The 26,804-nt window shown below is 64.9% G+C and carries 16 protein-coding genes and 1 pseudogene; 14 read left to right on the forward strand and 3 right to left on the reverse strand.

Features of this window, described 5'->3' with window-relative positions; all coding sequences use genetic code 11:
• Positions 1-61 precede the first annotated feature (61 nt).
• From Q4543_RS15190 to rfbA, 10 genes are all read left to right on the forward strand, one after another.
• Positions 62-3,517 carry a glycosyltransferase gene (locus Q4543_RS15190; protein WP_303439448.1) on the forward strand — a complete coding sequence of 1,152 codons (3,456 nt, stop codon included), beginning with the start codon at positions 62-64 and terminating at the stop codon, positions 3,515-3,517.
• Positions 3,514-7,239, forward strand: coding sequence for a glycoside hydrolase family 99-like domain-containing protein (locus tag Q4543_RS15195; protein ID WP_303439450.1), 3,726 nt, complete (start codon positions 3,514-3,516; stop codon positions 7,237-7,239). The genes Q4543_RS15190 and Q4543_RS15195 overlap by 4 nt, the downstream gene beginning before the upstream one ends.
• A 132-nt stretch (positions 7,240-7,371) precedes the next feature.
• Positions 7,372-8,829, forward strand: a complete 1,458-nt coding sequence (locus tag Q4543_RS15200) for a sulfotransferase family protein (protein ID WP_303439452.1) — start codon at positions 7,372-7,374, stop codon at positions 8,827-8,829.
• Entirely contained in the window at positions 8,829-9,104 is a 276-nt protein-coding gene (locus tag Q4543_RS15205; RefSeq protein ID WP_303439454.1) for a hypothetical protein, read from the forward strand. Before Q4543_RS15200 ends, Q4543_RS15205 begins: the two co-directional genes overlap by 1 nt.
• Entirely contained in the window at positions 9,101-11,005 is a 1,905-nt protein-coding gene (locus tag Q4543_RS15210; RefSeq protein WP_303439456.1) for a glycosyltransferase, read from the forward strand. The genes Q4543_RS15205 and Q4543_RS15210 overlap by 4 nt, the downstream gene beginning before the upstream one ends.
• A 227-nt stretch (positions 11,006-11,232) precedes the next feature.
• Complete coding sequence (gene rfbC / locus Q4543_RS15215) at positions 11,233-11,799, forward strand: dTDP-4-dehydrorhamnose 3,5-epimerase (protein WP_303439458.1); 567 nt, start codon at positions 11,233-11,235, stop codon at positions 11,797-11,799.
• Between the two features lie 3 nt (positions 11,800-11,802).
• Entirely contained in the window at positions 11,803-12,867 is a 1,065-nt protein-coding gene (gene rfbB, locus Q4543_RS15220) for a dTDP-glucose 4,6-dehydratase (protein ID WP_303439460.1), read from the forward strand.
• Positions 12,864-13,733 (forward strand): dTDP-4-dehydrorhamnose reductase, encoded by an 870-nt coding sequence (rfbD, locus tag Q4543_RS15225; RefSeq protein WP_303439461.1) that lies wholly within the window; start codon positions 12,864-12,866, stop codon positions 13,731-13,733. Before rfbB ends, rfbD begins: the two co-directional genes overlap by 4 nt.
• Positions 13,730-14,542, forward strand: coding sequence for a sulfotransferase family 2 domain-containing protein (locus Q4543_RS15230; RefSeq protein ID WP_303439462.1), 813 nt, complete (start codon positions 13,730-13,732; stop codon positions 14,540-14,542). The genes rfbD and Q4543_RS15230 overlap by 4 nt, the downstream gene beginning before the upstream one ends.
• A 13-nt stretch (positions 14,543-14,555) precedes the next feature.
• Positions 14,556-15,431 carry a glucose-1-phosphate thymidylyltransferase RfbA gene (gene rfbA / locus Q4543_RS15235; RefSeq protein WP_303439464.1) on the forward strand — a complete coding sequence of 292 codons (876 nt, stop codon included), beginning with the start codon at positions 14,556-14,558 and terminating at the stop codon, positions 15,429-15,431.
• An 87-nt stretch (positions 15,432-15,518) separates the two neighbouring features.
• On the opposite strand, the gene Q4543_RS15240 is transcribed toward rfbA, so the two are convergent.
• Positions 15,519-17,168 (reverse strand): glycosyltransferase, encoded by a 1,650-nt coding sequence (locus tag Q4543_RS15240; RefSeq protein ID WP_303439465.1) that lies wholly within the window; start codon positions 17,166-17,168, stop codon positions 15,519-15,521.
• Positions 17,165-18,244, reverse strand: coding sequence for a sulfotransferase family protein (locus Q4543_RS15245; RefSeq protein WP_303439467.1), 1,080 nt, complete (start codon positions 18,242-18,244; stop codon positions 17,165-17,167). The genes Q4543_RS15240 and Q4543_RS15245 overlap by 4 nt, the downstream gene beginning before the upstream one ends.
• Before the next feature lie 440 nt (positions 18,245-18,684).
• Here Q4543_RS15245 and Q4543_RS15250 point away from each other — a divergent pair, with 440 nt between their 5' ends.
• From Q4543_RS15250 to Q4543_RS15260, 3 genes are all read left to right on the forward strand, one after another.
• Positions 18,685-23,715 (forward strand): hypothetical protein, encoded by a 5,031-nt coding sequence (locus Q4543_RS15250; protein ID WP_303439469.1) that lies wholly within the window; start codon positions 18,685-18,687, stop codon positions 23,713-23,715.
• 141 nt (positions 23,716-23,856) lie between these two features.
• Entirely contained in the window at positions 23,857-24,615 is a 759-nt protein-coding gene (locus Q4543_RS15255) for a hypothetical protein (RefSeq protein ID WP_303439471.1), read from the forward strand.
• Complete coding sequence (locus Q4543_RS15260; protein ID WP_303439474.1) at positions 24,612-25,319, forward strand: sulfotransferase; 708 nt, start codon at positions 24,612-24,614, stop codon at positions 25,317-25,319. The genes Q4543_RS15255 and Q4543_RS15260 overlap by 4 nt, the downstream gene beginning before the upstream one ends.
• Positions 25,320-25,346: 27 nt before the next feature.
• Here the strand turns inward: Q4543_RS15260 and Q4543_RS15265 are convergent, their stop codons facing one another.
• Positions 25,347-26,390 (reverse strand): DUF2793 domain-containing protein, encoded by a 1,044-nt coding sequence (locus tag Q4543_RS15265; protein WP_303439475.1) that lies wholly within the window; start codon positions 26,388-26,390, stop codon positions 25,347-25,349.
• A 196-nt stretch (positions 26,391-26,586) separates the two neighbouring features.
• Between Q4543_RS15265 and Q4543_RS15270 the strand changes: the two are divergent.
• Positions 26,587-26,804, forward strand: a pseudogene (locus tag Q4543_RS15270) (UDP-glucose 6-dehydrogenase); the annotation flags it as partial.

A 26,804-nucleotide genomic window follows, 5' to 3' on the forward strand; every position in this document is an offset into this window, starting at 1 on the left:
CCCTGAAACAGAAAATGATCGGCGCGCCGCCCGTGAGCAGCGGCCACTCGAAGAGGTTTCCATGTCGAATAACGGACCTGAGCTTATCGACCTTGTCTCGAACAGCCCGTTTTTCGATGCGGACTGGTATGCAGGGCGCTACCCGGATGTTGCTCTGACCGGGCTGCCCGCGGCCGAGCATTACATGCGGGTGGGTTGGCGCATCGGACGCGATCCGGGCCCAGATTTCAGTACCGCCAGCTACCTGCAGGATCATCCCGATCTGCGCAAGCAAGGGCTCTGCCCACTGGTCGCGCTGGCGCGGCAACAGGCGGCACCACACAGCGTTGCTAGCGACGGGCTGACTGTCGGGCCGACCCCGGAGCAGATCAAGGACATCGAGACTGTGCGAGCCTGCCGCCTGTTCGATGCCAGTTGGTACCTTGAGCAGTATCCCGAGGCCGCGAACCATGCCTTCGGTCCTGCGGCCCATTACGTGATGCAGGGCGTGGCGGATCTGCTGAACCCCGGCCCCGGATTTTCGACGCGCTTCTACCTGCAGAAGCACCCTGACATTCGCAAGGTGGGCATCAACCCGCTGGTGCATTACGATAAATGGGGCCGTCTCGAGGGGCGCAACATCCTGCCGGCGATTTTGGACTGCGCGGCCAGCGACCCTGCGCTGGCCGCTTCGCAGCGCCCGGCAAGGACCGCCCCCTTCGCGGACCCCGAGCGCGCCCGCGACTATCTGCGCAGGATGCTGACCACCCAGATCAGCGGTGAACCTGTGCGCATGTACCAGCATTTCGACATCGCGAACGCAGAGCGCTTCGTTGCCGCCGCCGAGATGTTGGCAGGAGAGACCCCCGACGTGCTGGTCTCGGTGATCATGCCCGCCTACAATCGCGAGCGTCAGATCGGCGCTGCCATCGAGTCGGTGCTGAAACAGTCTTGGCGCAATTTCGAGCTGCTGGTGATCGACGACGGGAGCACCGACAGCACCGCCGAGGTCATCCGCAGCTATGACGATCCGCGGCTGCGATTGTTGCAGGGCAGCCGTTCGGGCGTTAGCGGGGCGCGCAACGCGGGGCTCATGGAGGCGAAAGGCGAGGTGATCTTTTACCTCGATTCCGACAACACCTGGACCCCGGATTTCATCTGGCTGATGATGCAGGCGATGCAGCACAGCGGCGCGCGCTGCGGCTACGGGGGCACCCGGCTGCAATCTCCGCGTGAGTTCCTCATTGGGTATCGCGGCGAACCTTACAACTGGGAAGCCTGCCTTGCGCTGAACTACGTCGATATGAATGTGTTCTGTCACCACCGCGATTTCATCGACACCCACGGCATCTTCGACAGCGGCCTGAAGCGTATGGTCGACTGGGATCTGATCCTGCGCTACACCCGCGGTGAGCCGGTTTTTTATGCCCCCTTCATTGGCTGCGTTTATTACGAGGACGGCGCAGATATGGGCCGGATCACCACGTCGCAGCCTATCGTCTCTCGCAAGCTGGTATATGATCGCAACGCGCGCAACTGCGATCTGCACGACGCCGTGGTTGACCTGAAGTACAACATCGCCATCAAGATGTTCGCCCCCTGGGCCGACCGCAACGCTTGGGGGGATTACCATTATGCGGAATCGCTGGCCGAGGCGCTGCGCCGGCAGGGCCATCAGGTGCGCATCGATTTTCGCGGCGGATGGTATGACCACCCGGTCAGCGCCGACGATGTGGCCATCGTGCTGCGCGGGCTTGAGGCGTACCGACCGCGCCCGTCTCAGCTCAACATCTTTTGGGGCATCAGCCACCCCGACACCGTTACGCCCGAGGAATACGACGGCTACCAAGGCATCTTCGTTGCCTCGCGCTCCTATGCGGAACTGCTCGGCCCGCTGCTCGGGCGCGAGGTGGGAACCCTGTGGCAATGTACCGACCGCATTCGTTTCACTCCGCCCGAACCCGACAGCGAAGGCGGCGGCGACCCCGAGCGCGGCATTTTCATTGGCAATTCCCGGCGTGAGTACCGCCAGATCGTCAAGTGGGCGGTCGAGGCTGACCTTCCGCTCGATGTCATCGGCAACGACTGGGAAACCTACCTGCCCGCAGACAACGTTCTGGCCGAAAACGCCCCGAATACAGAGCTTGCCGGCTGGTACGGCAAGGCGGCTTTCGTGCTCAACGACCATTGGCATTCGATGCGCGATTTCGGTTTCGTATCGAACCGTGTTTTCGACGTCCTGGCCGCGGGCGGGCAGTTGATCAGTGACCGGCTGCCATCGATCGAAGCGTTGTTCGGCGACGCGGTGATCTCGGTGGACAGCAGCGAGACGCTGCGCGCGGCGGTGGAGCAGGGCGCGATGTCCCGCTCGCGGGAGCAACGACAGGAACTGGCGGCTGCGGTGCAGGACGCGCACAGTTTCGACCGCCGTGCCACCAGTCTGGTGAATTGGATCCGGTCCACACTTGTGCCGAAAGCCGTTCTGGCCGACGAGCTCGAGGCCGAGACCCCGGACCGAAACGCAGAGCCGCGGGTACACTGGCCGCGGCGCCCGAGGGTGGGGGTGCTTGCGCCTTGGAGCGCGCCGGAAAGCCCGGCCATGACCCGGACATTCGAGCGTATCCTGGCGCCGCTGACCGTCGATGCAGTGGCGACTGAACTGCAGCTGATCGAGATCGAGAGTGCCGAGGATTGCGCCCAGGGTGACCTGTCTGCAATCATTGTCTGCGAGGCGGGTGACGCCCCGGATGCGGCGCTTCTGGCCGCCATCGAGGCGCGCCTGAAAGAGGGGCTTCCGGTTTTTCTCGACACGCCGCAGGCGCAGGGCTCCAGTGGCTGGGCGCCGCTGACGACGCGCCTGGAACGGGTCTGGAGCGGCGATGCCGCCGTTGCGGCCAGCTGGTCGCAGGGCGAGACAGCGCCCGAGCGGCTCGATCCACGGATCTGGCGGCGCTACCGAAACCCGCGTCTGATCGAGGCCGGTCCGCGCGGAAGCCTGCGACTTCTGGCCATCGTCGATCCGGGAAAGGATGCGGCGGAACTCAGGACCTTGGTCGAGCGGCTGGCAAGGCACCAGCCGGATGGGCTACAGTTGCAGGTGGTGGGGCTCGCGCCCGACGATCTGCCCAGCCTGCCCTGGATCACCGCCACCCCCTGGCCCGAAGGCTGCCACAGCTACGGACGCCGAGCGCGCTGGCTCATCGACAATGTCGAGGCAGATTGCGGCTTCGTTACCCGGGCGGATGGTGCGGCGCGGCTGCTGCAGGTGATGGCGCTCGGCCTCGTGCCAGCGGTGCTTGGAAGTTCTGCCGAAGGGCTGATGCAGCAGGCGGGCATCCGCGAGCTGGCGGTGAGCGGGCAGAGCGCCGCTGGCCTCGTTATCGCGCTGCTGACGCTGCTGGGCACCCCGGATGAGTTGCTGCGACGCCGCAGGGCGGCCTTTGAGCTGGTCTGGAGCGCCCATCACACCTTGGGCACCCCGGATCCCCGCATTCAGATGCTGCTGCCTGCGGCGCAATCCTTCGAGACACAGGTATGACCGTGACGGACACTTTCTTCGATGATGCGCCCGATCAGCCGGATGTTGCGTCTGCCAGCGATATCGCCCTTCTGGACAAATCCTTCCTGTTCGATGCCGACTGGTACCGGCAGACCTACCCCGAGGTGGCATTGTCAGGCCGCGATCCGGCGGAGCATTACTGCAACGATGGCTGGCGGCTGGGCTATGCACCGGGACCGCACTTCACGCGGCACACGCCGGATCATGACGCCGGCAACCCGCTGCTGAAGGCGCTGCGCGAGCGCTCGCTGCGCAACCCGGCCTTCGATCGCCGCATCGACGGGTCGGAAAATCCGGATTTTTTGCCATGTCCGGAGCCCGCCTTCGAGGAACCTGGCCGGTTCAATTCCAGCCATGTCGGTCCGGCCGAGATCCTGCAGCCGGTGGTGCCCGGCTGGGACTGCCGGTTCGCTGGCACGGTGGCGGTGCATCTGCACCTCTTCCATGTCGAGATGGCGTTGGATTTTCGCCGTTGGCTAGATGCCATCCCGGTGCCTTTCGACCTGTTCGTCAGCGTGCCACACACTTCCGAAGTGATCACGGCCGAACGCGTCTTTTCCAGGCTCGAGAACGTGCGCCGCATCACCGCAGTGAGCTTTCCCAACGTCGGGCGCGACATTGCGCCGATGATCGCGGGCTTCGGCATGCGGCTGGCGCCCTATGATCTCGTGCTGCACATGCACTCGAAGAAGAGCAGCCACACCCCGGGAAAGCGCGACTGGTCGGTGCAAATGGGACACCACCTTCTGGGGTCGCGCGGCCATGCCGCCGCGATGCTCGAGATGTTCGAAGACCGTCCCGACCTAGGCCTGGTTTTCCCGACCTACCATCCCAGCGTGCGTAAGCAGATCAAGTGGGGGGCGAATTTCGCCACCTGCCGCGAGCTTATGGCCCGTGCCGGGGCGCGGCTGTATGAAACCGACCTGACGCCCTTCCCGGCGGGGTCGTTCTTTGCCATCCGCGGCGCGTTGCTGCGCCCGCTGTTGGCGGGCAGTTTCCGCTTCGAGGACTTCGGTGCCGAGGCCGGGCAGGTCGATGGCACCCTCGCCCACGCCATCGAGCGCAGCTTTGCGCTGCTGTGTCGCCAGTTCGGCTACAGCTTCCGCCAGATCCGTGCGGCGCGGCCCTTCAGCATGGGCTCGATGGTGCTTGGCGACGAGCCCTATGTCTCGGCCCGGTTGGCGGCGTTGCGCACCGAGCAGGCCCCGAGCCTGCCGCAGGACAGTGCTCCGGCATCCCTGCGCACGGCCGTGATCAGCGGCGGTCCCGGCGCTGAGCCGTTGCCCTACGAGCACCTGTTCTCGGATGCGCGCTACCTGTTCTATACCGACGCACCGCTGCAGGAGGGCGCGCGCTGCGGACAGTGGCAGATGTGCAAGATGCCCGATGTGGCAGGGGGTGGATGGATCGCCGCCGCGGCAGCGGCGCTGGCCAAGGACACCGACATCGCGATCTGGGTCGCCCCCCGGGTATCAGTGGTCGAGGACTTGACCAGCCATGTCTTTGACATGATGCGAGACAAAGGCGTCTGCGGTGTCTTCCAGCTGCCGGACCGCGAGAGCTTGCAGGCCGAGATTTCCCGGCTGGCGTCCCGCCATCCCACGGCGGATCTCGAGATGGCGTTGGGGGCACAGACGGTGTCAAAGCAACAGCCGGTATCGGATCTCGATCTGATCGTCATGGACCTGCGCCGCCCGGACATGCGGGCGCTGCTTGAGTGCTGGCAGGCCCGCGCCGCGACGCTGGCGCCGCTGCCGGCGGGGCAAGATTTGGCCTTCGATCTGGCGTGTGACGAGAGTGGAGTGCGGGTGACACGGCTTTACGCCAACGGGTGTGACCTGTCCGCCGATCCGCGGTTGCGGATCTTTGGCGCCTCGGCGGCGGTGCATCCCTATGCGGATGTGATGCCGCGCATCTCCGAACTGATGTACGAGGGCGGCGTGCGTCCGACGGCACGTCAGCGCCAGGCGCTGAGCAGCTGTATCGATGTGGTGCTGCCGGTGGCCACAAGTGACAGCCCCGATGCTCTGGCCCGCACGTTGCAGCGGCTTGAAAGTCTCGCCGATGCGCGCTGTCGACTGATCGTGGTACCGCAAGAGGCATTGCCCGCGCCTCTCGAGGCGGTGATCGACAGACACTTGGCACGCAACCCGCGTGATCTGCGCGAGGCGGCGCCCGCCGCCGCGCTACGCGGCGATCATGTTGCACTTCTGGCGCCGGGGATCCTCCCCACTCCGGGCTGGATCGACCCGCTATCCATGGCGCTTTCGGCCGATGCCGCGGTGCCTGCGGTCGCGCCACTGGTGCTGGCGGGCATGGATGAAGCCGATGGGCTCTGGTCGGATCGGCTGGCCACGCAATGCCGCAAGGCCGCCGAGGCCTGGAATGCGCCCACCGACACCCTTGCGACGCCCGGGGCGCGGCCAATGCTGCTGCGCCGCGATGTGGCGATGCAAGTGCTCTCTGCCGAGCTTTCCGATGATGCGCTCGGCAAGCTGCGCCCACGGTTGGTGTTCTCGGCGCTGATGCTGGCCCCCGGAGGCGAGACCGCAGACCAGCCAGATTCGGCAAAGGTCTTCCTTGACCGGCTGCTGCGGCGCTACCGCACTGTGTCGCCGCAAGTCTCGCCAGTGGCGTTCTACCTGCCGCAGTTTCACCCGTTCGAGACCAACGATACACTTTGGGGCGCAGGCTTCAGCGAGTGGCGCAACGTGGTGCGGGCACGCCCGCGGTTCCCCGAGCATCATCAGCCGCGCCTGCCGGGTGATCTTGGCTACTACGACTTGCGCACACCAGATACGCTGCGCGCGCAGGGCGAGCTGGCAGAACTGCACGGGCTGCACGGCATGGCGTGTTACTACTACCGTTTCGGCGACAAGCGCCTGATGGAAGAGCCGACCGACGTGCTGCTGGCCAATGGCACCGTACCGTTGCGCTTTTTCTACTGCTGGGCCAACGAGGACTGGACCCGGGCATGGGACGGGCGCTCGGACGACGTGAACCTCAAGCAGGATTATTCCGACCGGACGATCTCGCTGATCCTAGATGACCTGGTCCGGGTCTGCTCGGACACCCGCTACATCCGCGTCGACGGAAAGCCGGTGTTCATGATCTACCAGCTCAACAAGCTGCCTGACCTCGAGAACACGCTGAATCGCTTTCGTGAGGGCATGCGGGCACGGCTGGGGATAGAGATCTGCCTTGGCACCACCTACAATCCGGAGTTCCGTGAAGAGTGGGCAGGGTTGGTCGATTTCGTCGCCCAATTTCCGCCGCATCGGACGCCGCGCAAGCGCGACCGCGACCTGCTGCGCGGTGAGAAGGGACCGCGCATCTTCGATCCTTCGCGTGAGGATTTCTTCGAGAGTTACAGCTCGGTCGCGCAGCACTCGCTCGAGGCGCTGGACATGGTTCCGCGGCTCCAGCCTGGGGTCTGTCCGGACTGGGACAACGCCTCGCGACGGGCGCAGAAAGCGCATATCCTCGTGGGGGCCACGCCAGAGCGCTTCGGAAAATGGGTGCGCAATGCCGCCCACGCCACCGTCGCCAAGCGGGCCACAGGGGCGACGATGACACCGTTCCTCTTTGTGAACGCCTGGAACGAATGGGCCGAAGGTGCCGTGATGGAACCATACGAGGGGGACGGGCGCGCCAATCTTGCCGCCTTCTCGGCCAACCTGCCTTGGCAGGATCAACGCTGAACCGGTACAAGGGGACGGCTGTTACTGGCCCGCCCCCGCGGGCCAGGCAGGAACGGGTCGACTTACAACGACATCCGCTCCGGACCAGGGGTGGGCGACGGAAGCAAGGCCGTCACAAGGGAGTGTCCAGCGATGACGAAATCCAGACAGAACCGGCGGACTTGCGTTCTTGTACTCGGCATGCACCGGTCGGGCACATCTGCTCTCTCGGGGGTGCTGAACAAGCTTGGCGTTGATGCCCCGGCGACGCTGATGCCGGCCCATGCGACAAACCCAAAGGGCTTTTTCGAATCCGACAAGGTCTGGAAATACCAAGAGGCGCTGCTGTCCTCCGCTGGATCGAGCTGGGACGACTGGCGCGAGATCAATCCGGGCTGGTTCTCCTCGGCGCGGATGGAGGAATTTCTGGAGCGCGGGCTTGAATTGCTGCAAGAGGAATTTGGCAACTCACCGCTTTTCGTATTGAAGGATCCGCGGATCTGTCGGCTGATGCCCTTCTGGAAGGCACTTTTGGCCGAAGCCGAAATCATCCCCAAGGCGCTTCATATCCACCGCAACCCGATCGAGGTGGCCAGCTCGCTGCAAAAGCGTGACGGGATAGACCCGAGCTATGCATATCTCCTGTGGATGCGGCACGTGCTTGATGCCGAATACGGCAGTCGCAATCTCCCACGGCATTTCACCAGCTACACCATGCTTCTGGAGGGATGGGCCCGGGTGGTCACCGAAGCCGAACGCTCAATGAAGCTGAGCTGGCCGAGGCTGCCAGAGCTGGCAGCGGCGGAGGTTGGCGACTTCCTGACGTCGGATCTCAAACATCACGCGGAGCGGGTGGAGCTGACGCTGACCAACCCGACACTATCAAGCTGGATGCGCGATACGCTGGAGATCGTCGAGCGCTGGAGTCGGAAGGGCGAGGACAGCGCCGATTATCCGCGACTGGACAGGATCCGCGAGATGTTAAACGCTTCGGGCCCGGCCTTCGGCGGGCTACTGACGCGAGGCCGCGAAACCGCGCGGCGGGTAGAAATGGCGAAGAGCGAGCTGGCCGCGAGCGCCGCGAAGATCGCCGAACGAGACGGGGCGCTCGAAAGTCTGCGCGGCGAGTTGGCGAAGGCCCAGGAGTGTCTTGGCGAGGTGCAGACCGCGAAGGTGACGCTGGAAGCCGCCCGGGATGAGGAACGTCGGCAAGCCCAAGCTGACCTCGACGCAGAGCGCGCGGCGAAGGACAAGCAGATCGCGACGCTGTGCAAGGAGATCGAGAAGGCTGACGCAGCGCGACAGGCCGCCGAGCGATTGCTTGCTGAAACCTTGACGAAAAAAAATGCCCGCGAGAGGCGTCTGGCCGAGGACCTCCGGGACTCGGAGGCTGCTATAGCCACGCTCAGAGACGAACTGGGCGCTTCGGCGGAGGTGCAGGATCTGGCAACGCGGCGGCTCGAGGAACTGGCGGCGCAGTTGGCCGAACTGGCCTCGACAGGCACGGCACAGCAAGAGACTGCCACGCAGGTGCCGTCGCTGGGCGAAGCCGAGGTCCGACTGGGCGGTATCGATGCCGCGCACGGCGAAGCGCGGCTGCGAGAGACCTGATGGCGAAGCCCGACATGCTCTCCCAGCCAGAGGATCGCGGTATCGTGCCGATGCAGGACGAGGAACGAGAGATCATGCGGCAGAGCCTGCGCGCGCTCGAGGCGCAGCTGGCCAAGCAGTCCGAGGAAATCCTGCGCCTGTCGGACCTGCTGCTTGAGACCGAGCGGCGATTCGACGCCGAGCGCGCATATCAGATCGACCGGTTGCGTCGGATCAGCCAGGAGAAGGACAGGCTGCTGAACGAACTCGGTGAGATGAAGCGCGCAGGAGAATGAGACGCCGCCCGGCCATTTCCGCCGCCGAGGCCCGGCTGGTCGGGGACACGGCGTTGTTTGATGCAGAGTGGTATGCTGCGCGTCATCCAGATGTTGTCATGTCAGGACTGGATCCGCTGACCCACTTCCTCTGGCTCGGGTACCGGATCGGCCGCGATCCATCATCACGGTTCAGCCTGTCGGCCTACTGCGAGGCCAATCCCGACGTGCGGACCGCCGGGATCAATCCGCTGGTACATTACCTGCGCTCGGGCCAACAGGAGGGGCGTTTGATGCGCCCCACGCCGTCGGGAGACACGGATGCCTGCCATCGGCTGCTGCAGAGCCACCGTCAGGACTGGGACTGGCGCGCCCAGAAGGCGCTGGCAGCGCCAGCCGCGGCGCAGGGGCACCTGGTCTCGATCATCATGCCGACCTTCAACCGCGCGGCGCGGATCAGCGCCGCGATCAGCTCTGCGTTGGGGCAAAGCCATGGCAATTTCGAGCTGATCATTGTTGACGACGGCAGTGAGGACGATACGGCCTCCGTGGTCGCGCAGTTTCAGGACAGGCGCATCATCTATACCGCCAACCGCCGCAGCAAGGGTGTGTCGGGCGCCCGCAACACCGGGCTTGATCTGGCGCGGGGGGATTGGGTGTTCTTCCTCGATTCCGACAATACCTGGCATTCGCAGATGCTCGCGACCATGCTCGCCCACGCCCGGACTTCAGGTAGCTCGGCGGGGTATTGCGCCGTGCATGTGCAGGACGATGCGGGCCAGGGCAAATACGTACTCTACGCGGATTTCGACTACGAAAGCTGTCTGCGCGGGAATTTCATAGATCTGAATGGATTTTTCCTGCGCTGGCAGGGGCCGCTGGCAGCGCACCGCTTCGACGAGACATTGCAGCGTCTGGTGGACTGGGATTACATTCTGCGCATCGCCGCGACGACGCGGCTCACCGGGCTGCCTTGGGTCGGGGTCAATTATTACGACGGTTCCGAGGCGCGCATCACCAACCGCATCGGCACCGCGAAAACCCAGACCCGCGAGTTGATCGAGCGGGTCCGGAACGCGTCGGCAGAGCTGGCGCTCCGCGCCCCGGTGGTGGCCGATGCCGCAGCCGGGCGGATCGCGGCGGTGCTGCATGTCTATCACCCGGATCTTCTGGCGGAATGTCTGGAATGCCTGGCCCATCTGGACAGCTTGGGGGAGCCGTTCGATCTTTTTGTCACCACCTCGCTGGCAGCGGATCACCCGGCACTGGCTCAGTTGCGCGCGCGCCACCCGGCAGCACGGATTCTGGTCTTTCCCAATCTCGGCGCGGATATCGGCCCGTTCCTCGAGCTGATATCGACTCTGAAGCCTTATGCGCTGGTGCTGAAGATCCACACCAAGCGCGACGTGGCACCTTGGGGCGGCGCTTGGCGGCGCGGGTTGATGCAGCCGATCCTTGGCACACAGGATCGCGTCCGTGATATTCTCGAGCTCTTTCGCGCTGACGACCGATTGATGATGGCCTGCGCTGCCGATTTCTACAAGCATGGCCTGCGCAACACCCCCGCCGCCAGCATGACGCAGCTCGTCCCGTTGGCCGAGCGTGCGGGACTGGGGCGGCGGCTGCGTCAGGGTAGCGCTGACTGGGGCTTCGTTGCCGGCACCATGTTCTGGATACGCCCGCAGGCGCTCTTGCCGCTGGTGCCGCTGGTGCGGCAGCTGCGTGGCTATCGCGGCGGCTACCAGGCGGATGGGGCGCTCGAGCATGGGCTTGAGCGGCTTTTGGGCCTGACTCTGGGACAGCAGGAGGGCGCGCGCATCGCGCGGATATCGATACGTGGGGAGGTAACCCAGGGGCATCCGAGTGAGGGCATGTCCCACGAGCATGTCGATCGGACCATGCAGAGACTCGGCTCAGGCTGAGTACATGACGGCCTGCGCCTGAAGCGGCCCAGTGAGACCGACCTGATACAGAACACGCCGGGCGCACGCAAAGGATCTCAGCGGATGAGCCAGTTGTATTTCTCGGCGGGGATTTGAACTTCCAGCAGGTTTCCGCCCTATCATGCCACCGTTGCTGGAGTTTTCGGTGCAGCCCTCCTTGATTTATGCTATTCCGGCCCTGAACGTGACGCAGACTGGATAACTTAATGCCTTTAGAGATCGCGACGACTCCGCTCAAGGATGTCCTGCTCATCACCCCGCCCCGGTTTGGCGATCACCGCGGGTTCTTTTCCGAAAGCTGGAATCGCAAGGCGCTGGAGGCACAGGGCGTACATCTGCCGGAATTCGTCCAGGACAACCATTCGATGTCGTCCCAGGTCGGCACCGTGCGCGGGCTGCATTTCCAGGCGCCGCCGAACGCCCAGGGCAAGCTGGTGCGCTGCGGGCGCGGGCGCATCTTTGACGTCGCTGTCGACGTGCGTATCGGGAGCCCGACCTACGGGCAATGGTTCGGCACCGAGTTGAGCTTTGAAAATGCCCGCCAGCTGTGGATTCCCGGCGGCTTCCTGCACGGTTTCATGACGCTCGAGCCCGACAGCGAGATCGTCTACAAATGCACCGATCACTACGCGCCCGAATCCGACGGCTCCGTGCATTGGGACAGCTGCGGCATCGACTGGCCGCTGGAGGGGATCACCCCTGCCATTTCGCCCAAGGACGAGCAGGCCCAGACGCTTGCCGATTTCCAGAGCCCCTTCACCTACGAGGACTGACATATGAAACTGCTGGTTACCGGAGGCGCAGGCTTCATCGGATCCGCTGTGGTGCGCCTTGCCATCGGGCGCGGCCACTCCGTCGTCAATGTCGACGCCCTGACCTATGCCGCCTGCCTCGACAATGTCGCCTCGGTGGCGGACAGTCCGAACTACGCCTTCGAGCAAGCCGACATCCGCGACCGCGCGGCGCTGGATGCGGTGTTCGCAAAGCACAAGCCCGACGCGGTGATGCATCTGGCCGCCGAGAGCCATGTCGACCGCTCCATCGACGGGCCGGGCGATTTCATCGAGACCAACATCACCGGCACCTACAACATGCTGGAAGCCGCCCGTGCCTACTGGATGCAGGCCGGCAAGCCCGAGGGATTCCGCTTCCACCATATCTCGACCGACGAAGTGTTCGGCTCGCTGCCCGCAGATCCGTCGGTGATGTTCACCGAAGACACTCCCTACGATCCGCGTTCTCCCTACTCGGCCTCCAAGGCCAGTTCGGACCATCTGGTCCGCGCCTGGCACGAGACCTACGGGCTGCCGGTGGTGCTGACCAACTGCTCGAACAATTACGGCCCCTTCCATTTCCCCGAAAAGCTGGTTCCGGTGGTGATCCTGAACGCGCTGGCGGGCAAGCCGCTGCCGATTTACGGCGCGGGCGACAACATCCGCGACTGGCTCTATGTCGAAGATCACGCCGACGCACTGCTGCTGGTGGTGGAAAAGGGCGTGCTTGGTCGCAGCTACAACATCGGCGGCGAGAACGAGCGCACCAATCTCGAACTGGTCAAAGCGCTCTGTGCCATCCTTGATGCCAAGCAGCCCAAGGACAGCGGCAGCTACGCCGACCAGATCACCTTTGTCACCGACCGGCCCGGCCATGATGCGCGCTATGCCATCGATCCCACCCGCATCCGCGAAGAGCTGGGCTGGCGTCCCTCTGTCACGGTCGAGGAAGGGCTTGAGAAGACCGTGCAATGGTATCTCGACAACCAGACATGGTGGCGCACCCTGCAGCAGCGCTATGGTGTCGGCGAGCGGCTCGGCACCGGCACCGCGAAGGCTCCGGCATGAAGGTTCTGGTTTTCGGCAAAACCGGTCAGCTGGCGATGGAGCTTCAGCGCCGGGCCGGCGATGCGGTTCTGGAGATGCACGGCCGCGAGACGGCGGATTTCTCTGATCCCGCCGCCTGCGCGGCGCTGGTCGCCGCCTCTGATGCGGGTGCGGTGATCAACGCCGTCGCATATACCGCAGTAGACAAGGCCGAGGACGAAGAGGCGCTGGCCACCACAGTCAACGGCACGACCCCGGGCGCCATCGCGGCGGCCTGTGCGGCCAAGGGCATCCCCTTCGTGCAGGTGTCGACCGATTACGTCTTTGACGGCAGCGGCAGTGCGCCCTTTGCCCCCGATCACCCCACCGCCCCGCTGGGCGCCTATGGGCGCAGCAAGCTGGCCGGCGAAGAGGCGGTGCGCGCCGCAGGCGGCGCTTTTGCCATCCTGCGCACCTCGTGGGTGGTGTCCTCGCATGGCAAGAACTTCGTTCTGACCATGCTGCGGCTCGGCGCGGATCGCAACAGGCTGACCATCGTCGCCGACCAGATCGGCGGGCCGACCTGCGCCGCCGACATCGCCGATGCCTGCCTGAGCATCGCGCGCCAGCTGCGCGAGGCACCGGAAAAGTCCGGGACCTATCATTTCTCGGGCGGCCCTGATGTCAGCTGGGCGGATTTCGCCCGGGCGATCTTTGACGAGGCCGGGATCAGCTGCGAGGTCGCCGACATCCCGTCGAGCGACTATCCCACCCCGGCGCAGCGCCCGGCCAATTCGCGCATGGACAACAGCGCCACCGAAGCCGCCTTCGGCATCGCCCGCCCCGACTGGCGCGCGGGCCTGCGCGAGATCCTCGAGGATGTGAAAAAGGATCAGGCCGGCGCATGACCGGCCTGCTGCGATATGCGCGCGGCGATGACGTGGCCCTGCCAAAGAACGGGGCGCATGGCTTTGCCGCGCATCACGCGCTGGTGCATTACAAATCGGGGACGGTCTACAGCTTCATCCCCAAGAACGCCTGTTCGACGTTGCGCTATTCCATGGCCATCGCCAACAGCTGCATTTCAGGCCCCGAGGACTGGACCTGGATCCATCTCAATAACGGCACCTTCGCGGCGACCCTGCCAGAGCTGGTACGCGCGCCCTACAGTTTCGTCGTCCTGCGCTGCCCGCATGCCCGGCTGGCCAGCGTGTTCCTCGACAAGATCGTCGACCGCACACCCGAGCTGTGGCAGCTCTACCGCAAGATGCGCGACGGCTTCGCGCCCGAGGGGCTGACCTTTCGCAGCTTCATCGCCTTGCTGGACGAGGAAAACCTGCTGAAGCTGAATATTCACTGGCGCCCCCAGATCGATTTCCTCGTCTACGAGCAGTATTCCCGCGTCTTCGCGCTGGAACGGTTCCGCGAGGCGATCCCGGTGCTGCAGGACGAAGCGGGCCTCGCCGTGCAGGATGCCCGCAGCCTGACCGGTCATGGCACCGACCGGGTCGAGCTGATCCGCGAGGGCGGCTTTGCCGACACCCCCCTGCACGAGCTGTCCGCCCTGAAGCGGAGCGGCCGGTTGCCCTCTCATGCGCAGCTCTACGACGCTACGCTGGCGGCACGGGTTGCCGAACTTTACGCAGATGACATGGCGCTTTATGCCAAGCATTGCGATCCGCAAGACCTGACCTTTCCCCAATTTCTTGAGACTTGAGGCTTTTAGACCAATGACCAATCGTAAAGGCATCATCCTCGCCGGTGGCTCCGGCACCCGGCTTTACCCGATCACCATCGGCGTGTCCAAGCAGCTGCTGCCGGTCTACGACAAGCCGATGATCTATTACCCGCTGTCGGTGCTCATGCTGGCCGGAATCCGCGAGATTTGCATGATCACCACGCCTCAGGATCAAGAGCAGTTCAAGCGCGCCCTCGGTGACGGCAGCCAGTGGGGTATTTCGCTGACCTATGTGGCGCAGCCTTCTCCCGATGGCCTTGCGCAGGCGTTCATCCTTGCCGAGGAGTTTCTGGATGGCGCGCCCTCGGCTCTGGTGCTGGGCGACAACATCTTCTACGGTCATGGCCTGCCCGAGCTGATGGCCGAGGCGGATGCACGGCCCTCCGGCGGCACCGTCTTCGGCTACCGCGTCGCCGACCCCGAGCGCTACGGCGTGGTGGCGTTCGACGCGGCGGGCAAGGCCACCTCGATCATCGAAAAGCCCGAGGTGCCGCCCTCGAACTACGCGGTCACGGGGCTCTATTTCCTCGACGGCACCGCACCGGCACGGGCCAAGACTGTCGCGCCTTCGCCGCGCGGCGAGCTGGAAATCACCACGCTGCTCGAGATGTACCTGCACGAGGGCGCGCTGGACGTCAAAGGCATGGGCCGTGGCTATGCCTGGCTGGATACCGGCACCCATGCCTCGCTGCTTGATGCGGGCAATTTCGTGCGCACGCTGGAACAGCGCCAAGGCCTGCAGACCGGCTGCCCGGACGAGATCGCCTTTGATCAGGGCTGGATCAGCCGCGAAGAACTCGCGGCGCGCGCCGAAAAGTTCAAGAAGAACGACTACGGCAAGTATCTGGCGGGCCTTCTGAAAGCCTGAGCGCTTTCGCAGCGATGACATGAAAAGACCCGGTGCCGAAGATGATCGGCACCGGGTCTTTTTCTATGTCGGCTCTGGAGAGGTCGATCAGTACTTGTCCTCTTCGGTGATCTCGCCCGGTTCGATCCGGTAGGCGCCGACGGGCACGTCCTCTACAACGCTTGCGCGCAATTCCGCGCCGATCTCGGGGTCGGCGCCGGGGGCCGAGGGCATCAGACCGATGGGACGCACCGGCGCGGCATAGACCTGATGAAGCTCGGCCAGATGGTTTTCCATCGAATAGGGCGCCAGCGCCCGCGACCAGTAGTCCGACAGGTCGATCTCGCCGTCGAGCATCGCCTGCACGCGGGCGTGGAAATCGTCGATGTCGCCAGAGGCAAAGCGCATCTCGGGGCTGTTGCCCAGCTCCTGCGCGCCGCCCAGATCCGAGGTCAGCAGCGGGATGTGCCGCGCGTGCATCTCGATGGCGACCTGCGGCAGGTTGTCTTCCCACAGAACCGGGATCACCCCGACACCGACGCCTTCGAGCAGCGCATCCAGCTGATCGTGCGAATAGCCGTCGGCATACTGCACCGAGGCAAAGCGTTCGGACAGCGCCACCACGCGCTCCATCGTCTCGTGATCGCCGCGGCGCGAGGCGATGACAAGGTGGACCCGCTCGGCCAGCTCGATCGGCATCTCTTCCAGCGCCTCGAGCAGGAAGTAAAAGCCCTTGTCGCGGCGCATGTAGCCCAGAAACGCCATGGTCAGCGTGCCGTCTTCGCCCAGCAGGGTCTGGGCGGGGCTGGTCTGGGCGAATTTCTCGGCGTGGCGGGTGCCGATATAGCTGGTTTCCAGCAGTTCGGGCGCGATGCCGTAACGTGCGGCCACCTCGCCGACGCGGTGCGACACGCACAGCACGCTGTCGCAATGGGTGTTGATCAGGGTCGCCATGTCGCGGCGGCGCTTGACGAACTTGAGGTTGCGCGCCTCGAGCTTTTCCAGCACCTGACCGGGGCTGCGCTGCACGCTGACCTGCGCTGCCATCGAGGCCGGGCGCGAGCGGCGGATGCGCCGCGACCAGAACCGCACCACGCGGTTGGCCACCCGCATCGCCGGGCCGAAGCCGCGATCGAACAGGCGCGAGCCGGGGCGGATGCCGGCCTTTTTCAGGTTGAACGCCACGCCATTGGCCAGCCGGATCACCCGCTGGTCATGCTGGTAGGGCAGGCAGCTCACGCATTTGCGCCCCTGATCGTAATCGAGACAGTTTTCCGCTTCCTGATACCACAGGTTCACCTGCGGGCAGACCGGGAAATAATTGTGCAGCGACAGGATCACCCTTGTGTCGGGGAAATGTTCCTTGAGCCTCAGCACCCCGGCGGGGATCCCTTCGAGATTGTTGAAATGCACCACGTCGAACGGGCCCTTGGCGCGCAGGAAATCGAAAAACGCCGCTTCGGTGGCCGGGTCTTCGACCTGACGCGGATCGCCATAGGAATGATGGCCGGGGGCGAGCACGCCGGAATTGACGATCTCGTAGCGCAGGGCGCGATCTTCGGCGGGGCCGTGCTTCATCGCCTCCCAGCGCGGCACATCCGACAGGATGTCATAGGAAATGCCCGAAGACAGGAACAGGCAGTCGGTCGCGCCTTCACCGTTCAACGCATGGATCACGTTCTTCTGGTAGATCGACACGCCGCCGCCGCGCCGCTCGTCGTCGAGATAATCGACCCAGTTGTAGAACAGAATCCTCATGAGTCTTCCTTCTTGAGAAGCTGCGCCTCGAGCGCCTCGATCCGCTTTGCCAGTTCGGGGATGCCGAAGTTCTGCACCCGCTGACGCAGCTGGATGAATTCGGTGAAGACGAACCCGATCAGGATGTTGCGGTCGATCTCTTCCTGCGAACGCCCCTTGGGCAGGTTCTGGGCGAAGCTGTCGATCGGCAGGCTGCCGCCAGCCTGTTCGGCCAGCCAGTCCAGCCCGTCCTTCGATTGGGCGCGGATCTCGTCCATGCCGCGCAGGCGCTCGGCGCGCAGCTTGTCCTGCGCCCCCAGATAGGACAGTGCCTGATTGCGCACCGCCTTTACGCTGGCGCGCGGGAAGCCGAGGTTCTGCATCAGGCGCAGCAATTCGGCGATGCGATCGTCAAGCCGCGGGTTCGGATCGCTCTGGGCCCGTTCCAGTTCGACCGGCAGCGCGATGTCCAGCGCCTTCAGGAAATCGCGGTGCAGCGCGTTGGGATCGTTGCGATCGAAGCGGTAGGGCCGCAGGATGACGTTGTCCTTGCCGGCGATGTCGATCCACGGCTGCAGCGCGCGGCGATAGTCGAAATGCACGTCCTCGATTTCACCGCCAAGGGCGGTTTCCATGTCCGAGACCGGAATGTTCATCTTGATCAGCTGGTTGTACCAGCTTTGCACATGCGCACCGGGTTCGCGCAGATAGGCGACGACCTTGATCTGGATGTCGCCGCGCTGCCCCAGCAACTCCTTGAGGATCTCGACGGCCTTCGGAAACTGACCAAGGCGCATCAGCTCTTCGGAGCTGATCAGCACCCGGTCCTGCGGGCTGCGCCGCACATGATCCAGCAACATTCCCCACATCTGCCGCGGCGAGGTTTCATCGGTGTAATCGAACATCAGCGGGCCGGTGACGCCCGCCGCCTTGAGGATCGAAAAGGCAAAGGCCGAATGCTTGGCGTTGTGCATCCACAGGTCGGGGTAATCGACGCCCTTGTTTCTCAGGAAACGGCCGCTTTGCGAAAAGAAGACCTGAAGGGCGGTGGTTCCGGTCTTGTAGTGACCGATGTGCAGAATGAGCGTCTTTGCCATGTGGTCCGGTTCTTCTGGTTCTTCTGGGCCGTGCCGAAGGCTCTGCCAGCGCGGGCCCCCGGGGTGCATTAGGTTTGAACGTCTGTGCAGCACAATGCGGGCAAGGGTCAAGCCATGCGCGGCGGGGCCGGGCAAAGCGCGGCCCATCCGACACCCTTTTGCCGCCTGAAGGCGCGAGGCCGGAACGGGGCAGGCGGGGGCGATGCTGTCCCCGGGCCAGACAACCGGTCGTGATCCGATATAAGTCTGTACAGCTTTCCTGAGGTTGTTACCCTGCCACTCCGGACACGGCAGGCGGGCGGAAAAGCGGCGAAACAACGGCGAGAGCACAGAAAATCATCTGAATTGAGACGCTGCCGACAAGCCTGTCTTAACCAGAAGGTAAGACGGGCGCGGCCATGGTCGCGCGACTCCCAGACTCAGGACAAGGGTAGACATCAGTGGCTGTAGTGAACGGAACCCCGAATTCAGAAGCGCTTGCTGGCACGGAAGGTGCGGACAGCATCACCGGGTTTGCCGGCAATGACACGCTCACGGGGCTTGGGGGCAATGACACCCTTTTGGGCGGCACCGGGCAGGATGTGCTGGACGGCGGAGCGGGAGACGATTCGATTCAGGGCGGTGCCTCGGACGAGGCCGACAGCCTGAGCGGGGGCGATGGCAACGACACGCTCGTAGGCGAAGGCGGCGCCGACCTGATGCAGGGCGGCGCGGGCAATGACGACATGCAGGGCAACGTCGGCAACGACGTGATGGACGGCGGCGCGGACAACGACAGCCTGGTCGGCGGGGCGGGCAACGACAGCCTGTCGGGCGAGGACGGCGACGATGAACTGATCGGCTCGGACGGGGCCGATACGCTGATCGGCGGCAGCGGCAGCGACGCGTTGTATGGCGGCACCGAAAACGATGTCCTGCAGGGCGGCGACGGCGCCGACATGATGAACGGCAACGACGGCTCTGACACGCTGCAAGGCGGGGCTGGCAATGACACGCTGATCGGCGAGCAGGGCAATGACACGTTGCAGGGCGAGGATGGCGATGACAGCCTGACCGGCGGTCTCGGCACCGATAGTCTGGATGGCGGGGCTGGCAACGACACGCTGTCGGGGGGCGATCAGTCCGACACGCTGATCGGTGGCGCGGGCAATGACAGCCTTGACGGCAACGAATTCGGCGACCGGCTGGATGGCGGCGATGGCGATGACACGCTGACCGGCGGCACCGGCAATGACACACTGTTCGCGGGTCTGGGCAGCGATCTGCTGTTGGGCGACGAGGGCAACGACAGCATCACCGGCGGCTCCGATGGCAGCGGGCTGTACGGCGGGCTTGGCAACGACACCCTCACCTCGAACGGCGGTGACGACACCATCAACGGCAACGAGGGCAACGACAGCATCACCGCCGGCGGCGGCAACGACAGCGTCGACGGCGAGGATGGCGACGACACCATTCTGGGCGAGGGCGGCAACGACACGCTGTCGGGCGGGCTTGGCACCGACGCCATCGACGGCGGCGAGGGCAACGATTTCCTGTCGGGCGGCGATGGCGGCGGGCGCGACACGCTGATCGGCGGGCTGGGCGATGACACGCTGGATGGCAACGACGGCTTCGATCTGCTCGAGGGCGGCGAGGGCGACGACATCCTGTCGGGCGGCGCGGGCAACGACACGCTGAATGCGGGCCCCGGCCTCGACACGCTGTATGGCGGCGATGGCAACGACCTTCTGACCGCCAATGAACCCGCCAACGCCCTGTATGGCGGGCTTGGCAATGACACCATCGAGGCGGGCGGCGGCGATGACATCATCAACGGCAACGAGGGCAACGACAGCGTCACCGCCGGCGATGGCAACGATTCCGTCGACGGCGAGGATGGCAATGACACGCTGATCGGCAACGCGGGCAACGACACGCTGACCGGCGGTCTGGGCTCCGACCTGCTGGAGGGCGGCGTGGGTGATGACATGCTGTCGGGCGGCGACGAAGGTGGGCGCGACACGCTGATCGGCGGGCTTGGTAACGACACGCTGGATGGCAACGACGGCTTTGATCTGCTGCGCGGCAACGAGGGCAACGACATCCTGTCGGGCGGCAAGGGCAATGACACCGTCTTTGGCGAAACCGGCGCCGACGAGCTTTACGGCGGCGATGGCAACGATCATCTCGACGGCGGCGAGGGCGACGATCCGCTGATCGGCGGCGGGCTTGGCAACGATCTGATCTTCGGCGGCAGCGGCAATGATTTCGTCACCGGCAACGAGGGCGACGACACCGTCTTTGGCGGCAATGGCGACGACATCGTCTCGGGTTACGACGGCAACGACGTGATCTTCGGCGGCTTTGGCAACGACCATGTCGGCGGCAACAAGGGCGACGATTTCGTGCATGGCAGCGCCGGCGACGACTTCGTCTTCGGCGATCACGACATCGACGTCGCCTTCGGCGGCACTGGCAACGACTATCTCGAGGCCAACCACGGCCCCGACCGTTTTCTGCATGGCGGCGCCGACGATGACACGCTGATCTTTGTCTACCAGGCGGGTCCCGACTTCACCATTGCCGACATCACCGTCGACTCTGGCCCGCTGTGGGGCTTTGCCGGCGCCTTTGGCGGCACCGGCGATGACGTGGTGCGCGGCGCCGATCTTGTCGGCTTTCTCGGCGGCGGCGCGGGCAACGACCTTGTCGACGGCACCACGGCCCGCACCCGGATCACCGACAGCAACGGCGACACTTTCGAGATCGACGGCGGCACCCGTATCATGGGCGGCGCAGGCCATGACATCCTGATGGGCAGCGCCACCAACAACACCTTCTACGGCGATTCCGCGCTGGAATTCGCCCCGCAGATCGCGCTGCTCGACAGCCTTGCGGGTGCGGCCGACAACACCGCCAGCTGGCAGGCGGCGCTGGCCTGGATCTTCGATTTCCAGAATTCGATGGTCACCGGCAACCTGATCGCCGCGCCCCAGGCCACCGACATCTTCGTCATCGGGCGCAACCACGACTACCTGTTCATCGACGAGGCGACGCCGACCCAGATCATCACCAACCCGGCCGACGGCACCGACGTGATCATGGATTTCGACCCGGCGCATGACAAGCTCGACATGAGCGCGGCGGATCGCAGCGCCGAATACCTGTTCAGCCAGATGATGCAGGACGGGGCCGACGTAAAGCTGATCACGGCGCGCGGCACGGTGATCCTCAAGGACACACTGCTGTCCGACCTGACGCTCGAAATCTTCAACCTCGACGGCGCAGATCAGTCGGGCACCGGGCATTTCCTCGATGATTTCATCGTCGATCCCACCCCGGATGAGATCGACGACAGCCCCGCCGACGACAGTATCAAGGTGGTGGTCGCCGACGACACCGCGCTCGATCTTGGCCAGACCGACGGGCATGACCACATCTGGTTCACCTCGTCGCAAAGGCTCGATACCCAGCTCGATCTGCGCGATTCAACCCAGACCCTCGGGTTTGGTGACGACATCTATTTCGACAACGGTCAGGGCAACAACATCGGCGGCAACGCCGGGCGTGACATCATCATCATGCTCGACGGCGACGACGAGATCCACGGCGACGACAAGCCCGACCTCGTGATCGGCGGCACCGGCGACGAGCGGGCCGAGGGCAATCGCGGCAACGACATGATGCTGGGCGAGGCTGGCAGCGACAACCTGCTGGGCGGCTTTGGCGATGACTGGCTCGACGGCGGCTGGGGCAACGATGCCATGACCGGCGACTTCGGCGACGACACGCTGATTGGCGGGGGCGGCAATGACGCCATCGACGGCTCGAACGGCAACGACCTGATCCGCGGCGACAGCCCCACCACGCTGGACGAATTCCGCGAATGGGTGATCACACAGTTCTACGACGTCACCATGGCAGCCTACGATCCGGCAATCCACAGCGTGGGTTATCTCGATCTTGAAAACCTGCGCATCCGGCCGGAATTCTACGATCCCTCCGATCCGGCGTCGCAATATCTCATCACCATCCCGGCAAGCCTGTCCTACGCCGACGGCGATGACGTGCTGTTCGGCGATTACGGCGACGACACCATCTATGGCGACGGCGGCAACGACACGCTCAAGGGCGGTCAGGGCTATGACGTGCTCGACGGCGGCACCGGCAACGACGAGCTTTACGGCTGGTCGGGCGAAGACACGCTGAGCGGCGGCGCGGGCCATGACAGCGCGGTCGGCGGTCTTGGCCGCGACCTGATCGACGGTGGCTGGGGCAATGACACGCTGGACGGTGGCGGTGGCATCTACGCCGACACGGTGAATGGCGGCGGCGGCAACGACAACATCCTTGGCGGCGGCGGCAACGACACCCTGATGGGCGATGCGGGCAATGACACGCTCAACGGCGAAACCGGTAACGATACGCTGGACGGCGGCATCGGCAATGACCGGCTGTTCGGCGAGGGCGGCAACGACCGGCTGCTCGGTGACGAGGGCGATGACACCATCATCGCCGGCGACGGCAATGACGTTGTCGAGGCGGGCCGTGACAATGACTCGGTCACCGGCGGGGGCGGCAATGACGACATTAAGGGCCAGGCCGGGCGCGACACGATCTCGGGCGGCGATGGCGACGATTTGCTGGCGGGCAATCGCGGGCGCGACGTGGTGATGGGCGACGCCGGCAACGATTTCGTGCTCGGTCTCGAAGACAATGACACCCTGCGCGGCGGCATCGGCGACGACACGCTGCTGGGCGGTACCGGTAATGACCGGGTGTCCGGTGATGCGGGCGACGACATGATCTTTGGCGGCAATAACGACGACCGCCTCGACGGCGGCATCGGCTCTGACCGCATGTTCGGCGGCGCGGGCTCCGACGTGGTGATGGGCGGGAACGACAACGACATCCTTGCTGGCGGCGGCGAGAACGACACCGTCGAAGGCGGCGGCGGCAACGATCGCATGTTCGGCAACGCGGGCGATGACCGCATGCTGGGCGGCGCCGGCAACGACACGCTCGAAAGCCACGACGGCGCCGACAGCGTGTTTGGCGGTGTGGGCAACGACGTGCTCAAAGGCGGCCTCGACAACGACACGCTCTATGGTGAGGCCGGGGCCGACAATCTGTTCGGATCGACCGGCAACGACGTGCTGTTCGGCGGCACGGGCAATGACACGCTGAACGGGATGGAAGGCGACGACGTGCTGAACGGTGCAACCGGGGCCGACAGCTTTGTCTTCGGCAACGGCAATTTCGGCAGCGACACGATCTCGAACTTCGCCACCGCGGCCTTCAACACCCAGCACGACGTGATCCACTTTGCCGCGGGCGCCGAGGTGGCGACTTTTGCGCAGTTCGTGAACAACGCCGCCCAAGTTGGCGATGACGTGATCTATGATCGCGGCGGCGACGGCATCAACGTGATCACCATCGAAAACACCGCGCTGGCCAACCTTTCGGTCGACGATTTCATCTTCGGCTGATCGCCCCGGCACGACAGAAAAGGGCCCGCAGACATGCTCTGCGGGCCCTTTTTCCTGCCCGGCCCGTCCCTTCGCAGCCTTGACCTGCCGCGAAAAGGGCGGTTTCTGTCAGCCGACCCCGTGCCCGCGAAAGGACATCCCATGCCGCAGAAACCCTGGCTCATCCTGACGCTGCGCCGCACCGGAGGCACATCGCTGACCACGTTTCTGGCCGGGATCTCGCCCTTTCCCAGCATCGAGCACGAGCCGTTCAACATCGACCGCCTGTTCGGCCCCGTCACCCGCGCTTTTCGTGATACTCAGGATCTGGACGCGCTGCGCGCTGGCATCGCACAGGCGCTGGGGGATGACCCGGCAAAGCGGCCCAACATCAAGCATTGCTTCGACGTGGTGCCGCCCGCGCTGACCGCCGAACTGATCCGCGCCTGCGCCGCGCGCGGCTATGCCATCCTGCTGTACACGCGCGGCGACGAGGCGCGGCGACTGCGCTCGCTGTTCCTGGCGCTGTCGACCGGGGCTTGGGGCGGTGCCGAGGCGCGCCGCATCTATCCCGAGATCCGCGCAGGGCGCATCACGCCCAAGCCGATCAAGGAGCTGAACGTGCGCCGCCGCCTCGCCGAGGATCGCAAGCGGCTGGCGCTGGTCAAGGGACAACTCGCGCAGGAGGGCATCGCCCACAGCTGCCGCCACTTCGAGGAATTGTTCGGCGCGGGTGTCGATTCCGCCGTAGAGGCGCGCAAACTGGCCGCCGAAATGGGCAGCGAGGTGGCCCCGGACGATGCGGCGCTGCGCTGGTTCGATCGCGGCGGCAAGCAGGGATCCGAAGACATCGCGGATCTTGTGCCGGGCTATCCGCAGGCGGTGGCGCTGCTTGACCAGCTTTGCAAGCCCTCGTCATGACAGGAAATTTCTCTCATCCCCCCGGCGGCTACGTGTTCATCGTCACCTATGGCCGATCGGGATCGACGCTGCTGCAGAACATCCTGAACGCCATCCCCGGCTATCAGATCCGGGGTGAGAACAACTATGCCATCCAGCCGCTGGCGCAAAGCTGGGCGGCGGTGAACAGCTCCGAGCCGATGCGCGGCGCGCGCAAGGCGGGCGTGCCGACACCGCCAGAAGACCCGTTTTATGGCGCGGAAAAGATCGACCCAGATGCCTGGGGGCAGGCGCTGGCCGACACTTTCGTGCGCGAGGTGCTGCACCCTGACCCGGGCACGCGGGTTTCGGGATTCAAGGAGATCCGCTTTCACCTGCGCCCCGGATTGTTCGCCCCGACGCTACACTTTATCCGCAGGTTCCTTCCGCAAAGCCGCTTTGTGTTCAACACGCGCGATCATGCGGCGGTGGGCCGGTCGGGCTGGTGGGCAAAGATGGATCCGGAGGCGGTGCGCAAGGAACTCAAGACCGCAGAAAAGCTGTTCGCCGCCTATGCGACAAAGCATCCCCGGGTCTGCCACCGCGTCCATTACGACACCTATGTCAGCGCGCCCGAAACACTGAAGGCGCTGTTCGATTTTCTGGGTGAAGAGATGAAGCCCGATGTGATCGAGCGGGTGCTGGGCACGCCGCTCGATCATGCCCGAAACCCGGGCGGGGGCTGACGGCAGGCCAGAGGCCCACCGCCGCGTTCAGTACCAGCGGCCCATCGCGATGACCTCGACCGAGGCGGCGATGCGGGTGCCGGAGGTGTCGAAGGCATAGACATCGACCGTGCTGGCGCTGGCCGCATCCGAGGTGGCGATGATTGCCGTGGCGCCCTTGCCCGCGACCGTCACCCGCGGCGCGGCGGCAAAGGCGGCGGCAAAACTCACCGTGCTGGAGCCCGAGGCCGCGACCGACACCGTGGCAGAGCAGATCTGCGTGCCATCGGCGTGGCGCACATAGCTGCCGCTGGCGCTGTCGCCGCTTTCGATCGCGGCGCCGGTCGGGATGCCGCCCGATTGCGCCACCGTGCCCACGAGGTTGCCGCGCCCATAGGCGTAATCGGCCCGCGCCAGCCGCCCCGGCGTGATGTCGGTGGCCGTGCTTTGCACCGCCGCGCCCGAGGCCAGCCCGCTGGCGGCATCGATCACCAGCGCCTCGGTCCAGACGCTGCCATCGGCGGAGACCTTGAGGTGAAAGCTGCTGTCTCCGGTAAGGCCCATCTCGGCGTGGCCGGTCCAGCCCGACTGGTAGAGCAGGCTGGCGGTGTCGGTGCCACCTGCCTTGTTCAGCACCAGCCGGTGGTCCGCGCCGGCATTGTTGAGCAGCGTCGCATCGGCGCTGACGCTCAGCCGGTTGGTGGCATCGGCGGTGGCGTTGATGCCAAGCATGGAAAACGTGCTCGCCCCCGAGGCCAGCGGTCTCCAGACGCTGCCCGACCATGTGCGCATCTCGGCCTCGGCAAGGCCAAAGGCGCACCATCCAGCGCGCGGTTCAAGGAAGGTCCAGGCGGTGCCGTCCCAGCTGGCGATCTCGTTGTCATGGCCGGTCCAGACGCCGGTGGCGCCGGTCCCCAACGCATGGCTTTCGCCGGATACGGGGCTGGCAGGGGGCGTCACGGCGCCGAAGCTTTCAAGGCGCATCTGCACGAGCGTGTCGAGCAGGCGCAGCGCCTCGTTATGGGTGACGTGTTTTTGTGCCTGCGAGGGCTGAATACAGGGCAGGCCCAGCTGCGGGGTGTTCTCGCTCATCGTTCCTCCGGCGGTCGGGACAGGAAAGCCCTGTCCGTATGGCGTTACCGGTCCGACGATCCGTCGAAAATCTTAACAATACTCTGGAGCACCGCGCGTTGCAGGGACCCGGCCCAGCGGCGTCTTGAGGCCTCGGCCAAAGGATTCTACACCGGGCGCAATGTGTCAGGCCGTTGCCGCAAAAAGGAATACCGAGATGAAGATCGCCGTTGCCGGCCTGGGCTACGTGGGCCTGTCGAATGCCGTGCTGCTTGCGCAGAACAACGAGGTCACCGCCGTCGATGTCTCGCAAGAGCGGGTCGACATGGTGAATGCGGGCAAATGCCCCATCGTCGATGCCGAGCTCGAAGAGTTCCTGGCAGAGCGCAAGCTGACGCTGAGTGCCACGCTTGATGCCGCCGCCGCCTATGTCGA

The sequence above is a fragment of the Salipiger sp. 1_MG-2023 genome, from assembly GCF_030547555.1.
Taxonomy (GTDB): Bacteria; Pseudomonadota; Alphaproteobacteria; order Rhodobacterales; family Rhodobacteraceae; genus Salipiger.

Coding starts and splice junctions, on each gene's coding strand:
- Q4543_RS15230 (WP_303439462.1), top strand. CDS start 13,730: ATGACCGGCCTGCTGCGATATGCGCGCGGCGATGACGTGGCCCTGCCA.
- Q4543_RS15210 (WP_303439456.1), top strand. CDS start 9,101: ATGAGACGCCGCCCGGCCATTTCCGCCGCCGAGGCCCGGCTGGTCGGG.
- Q4543_RS15245 (WP_303439467.1), bottom strand. CDS start 18,244: ATGGCAAAGACGCTCATTCTGCACATCGGTCACTACAAGACCGGAACC.
- Q4543_RS15255 (WP_303439471.1), top strand. CDS start 23,857: ATGCCGCAGAAACCCTGGCTCATCCTGACGCTGCGCCGCACCGGAGGC.
- rfbB (WP_303439460.1), top strand. CDS start 11,803: ATGAAACTGCTGGTTACCGGAGGCGCAGGCTTCATCGGATCCGCTGTG.
- Q4543_RS15190 (WP_303439448.1), top strand. CDS start 62: ATGTCGAATAACGGACCTGAGCTTATCGACCTTGTCTCGAACAGCCCG.
- Q4543_RS15205 (WP_303439454.1), top strand. CDS start 8,829: ATGGCGAAGCCCGACATGCTCTCCCAGCCAGAGGATCGCGGTATCGTG.
- Q4543_RS15195 (WP_303439450.1), top strand. CDS start 3,514: ATGACCGTGACGGACACTTTCTTCGATGATGCGCCCGATCAGCCGGAT.
- rfbD (WP_303439461.1), top strand. CDS start 12,864: ATGAAGGTTCTGGTTTTCGGCAAAACCGGTCAGCTGGCGATGGAGCTT.
- Q4543_RS15260 (WP_303439474.1), top strand. CDS start 24,612: ATGACAGGAAATTTCTCTCATCCCCCCGGCGGCTACGTGTTCATCGTC.
- Q4543_RS15265 (WP_303439475.1), bottom strand. CDS start 26,390: ATGAGCGAGAACACCCCGCAGCTGGGCCTGCCCTGTATTCAGCCCTCG.
- Q4543_RS15200 (WP_303439452.1), top strand. CDS start 7,372: ATGACGAAATCCAGACAGAACCGGCGGACTTGCGTTCTTGTACTCGGC.
- rfbC (WP_303439458.1), top strand. CDS start 11,233: ATGCCTTTAGAGATCGCGACGACTCCGCTCAAGGATGTCCTGCTCATC.
- rfbA (WP_303439464.1), top strand. CDS start 14,556: ATGACCAATCGTAAAGGCATCATCCTCGCCGGTGGCTCCGGCACCCGG.
- Q4543_RS15240 (WP_303439465.1), bottom strand. CDS start 17,168: ATGAGGATTCTGTTCTACAACTGGGTCGATTATCTCGACGACGAGCGG.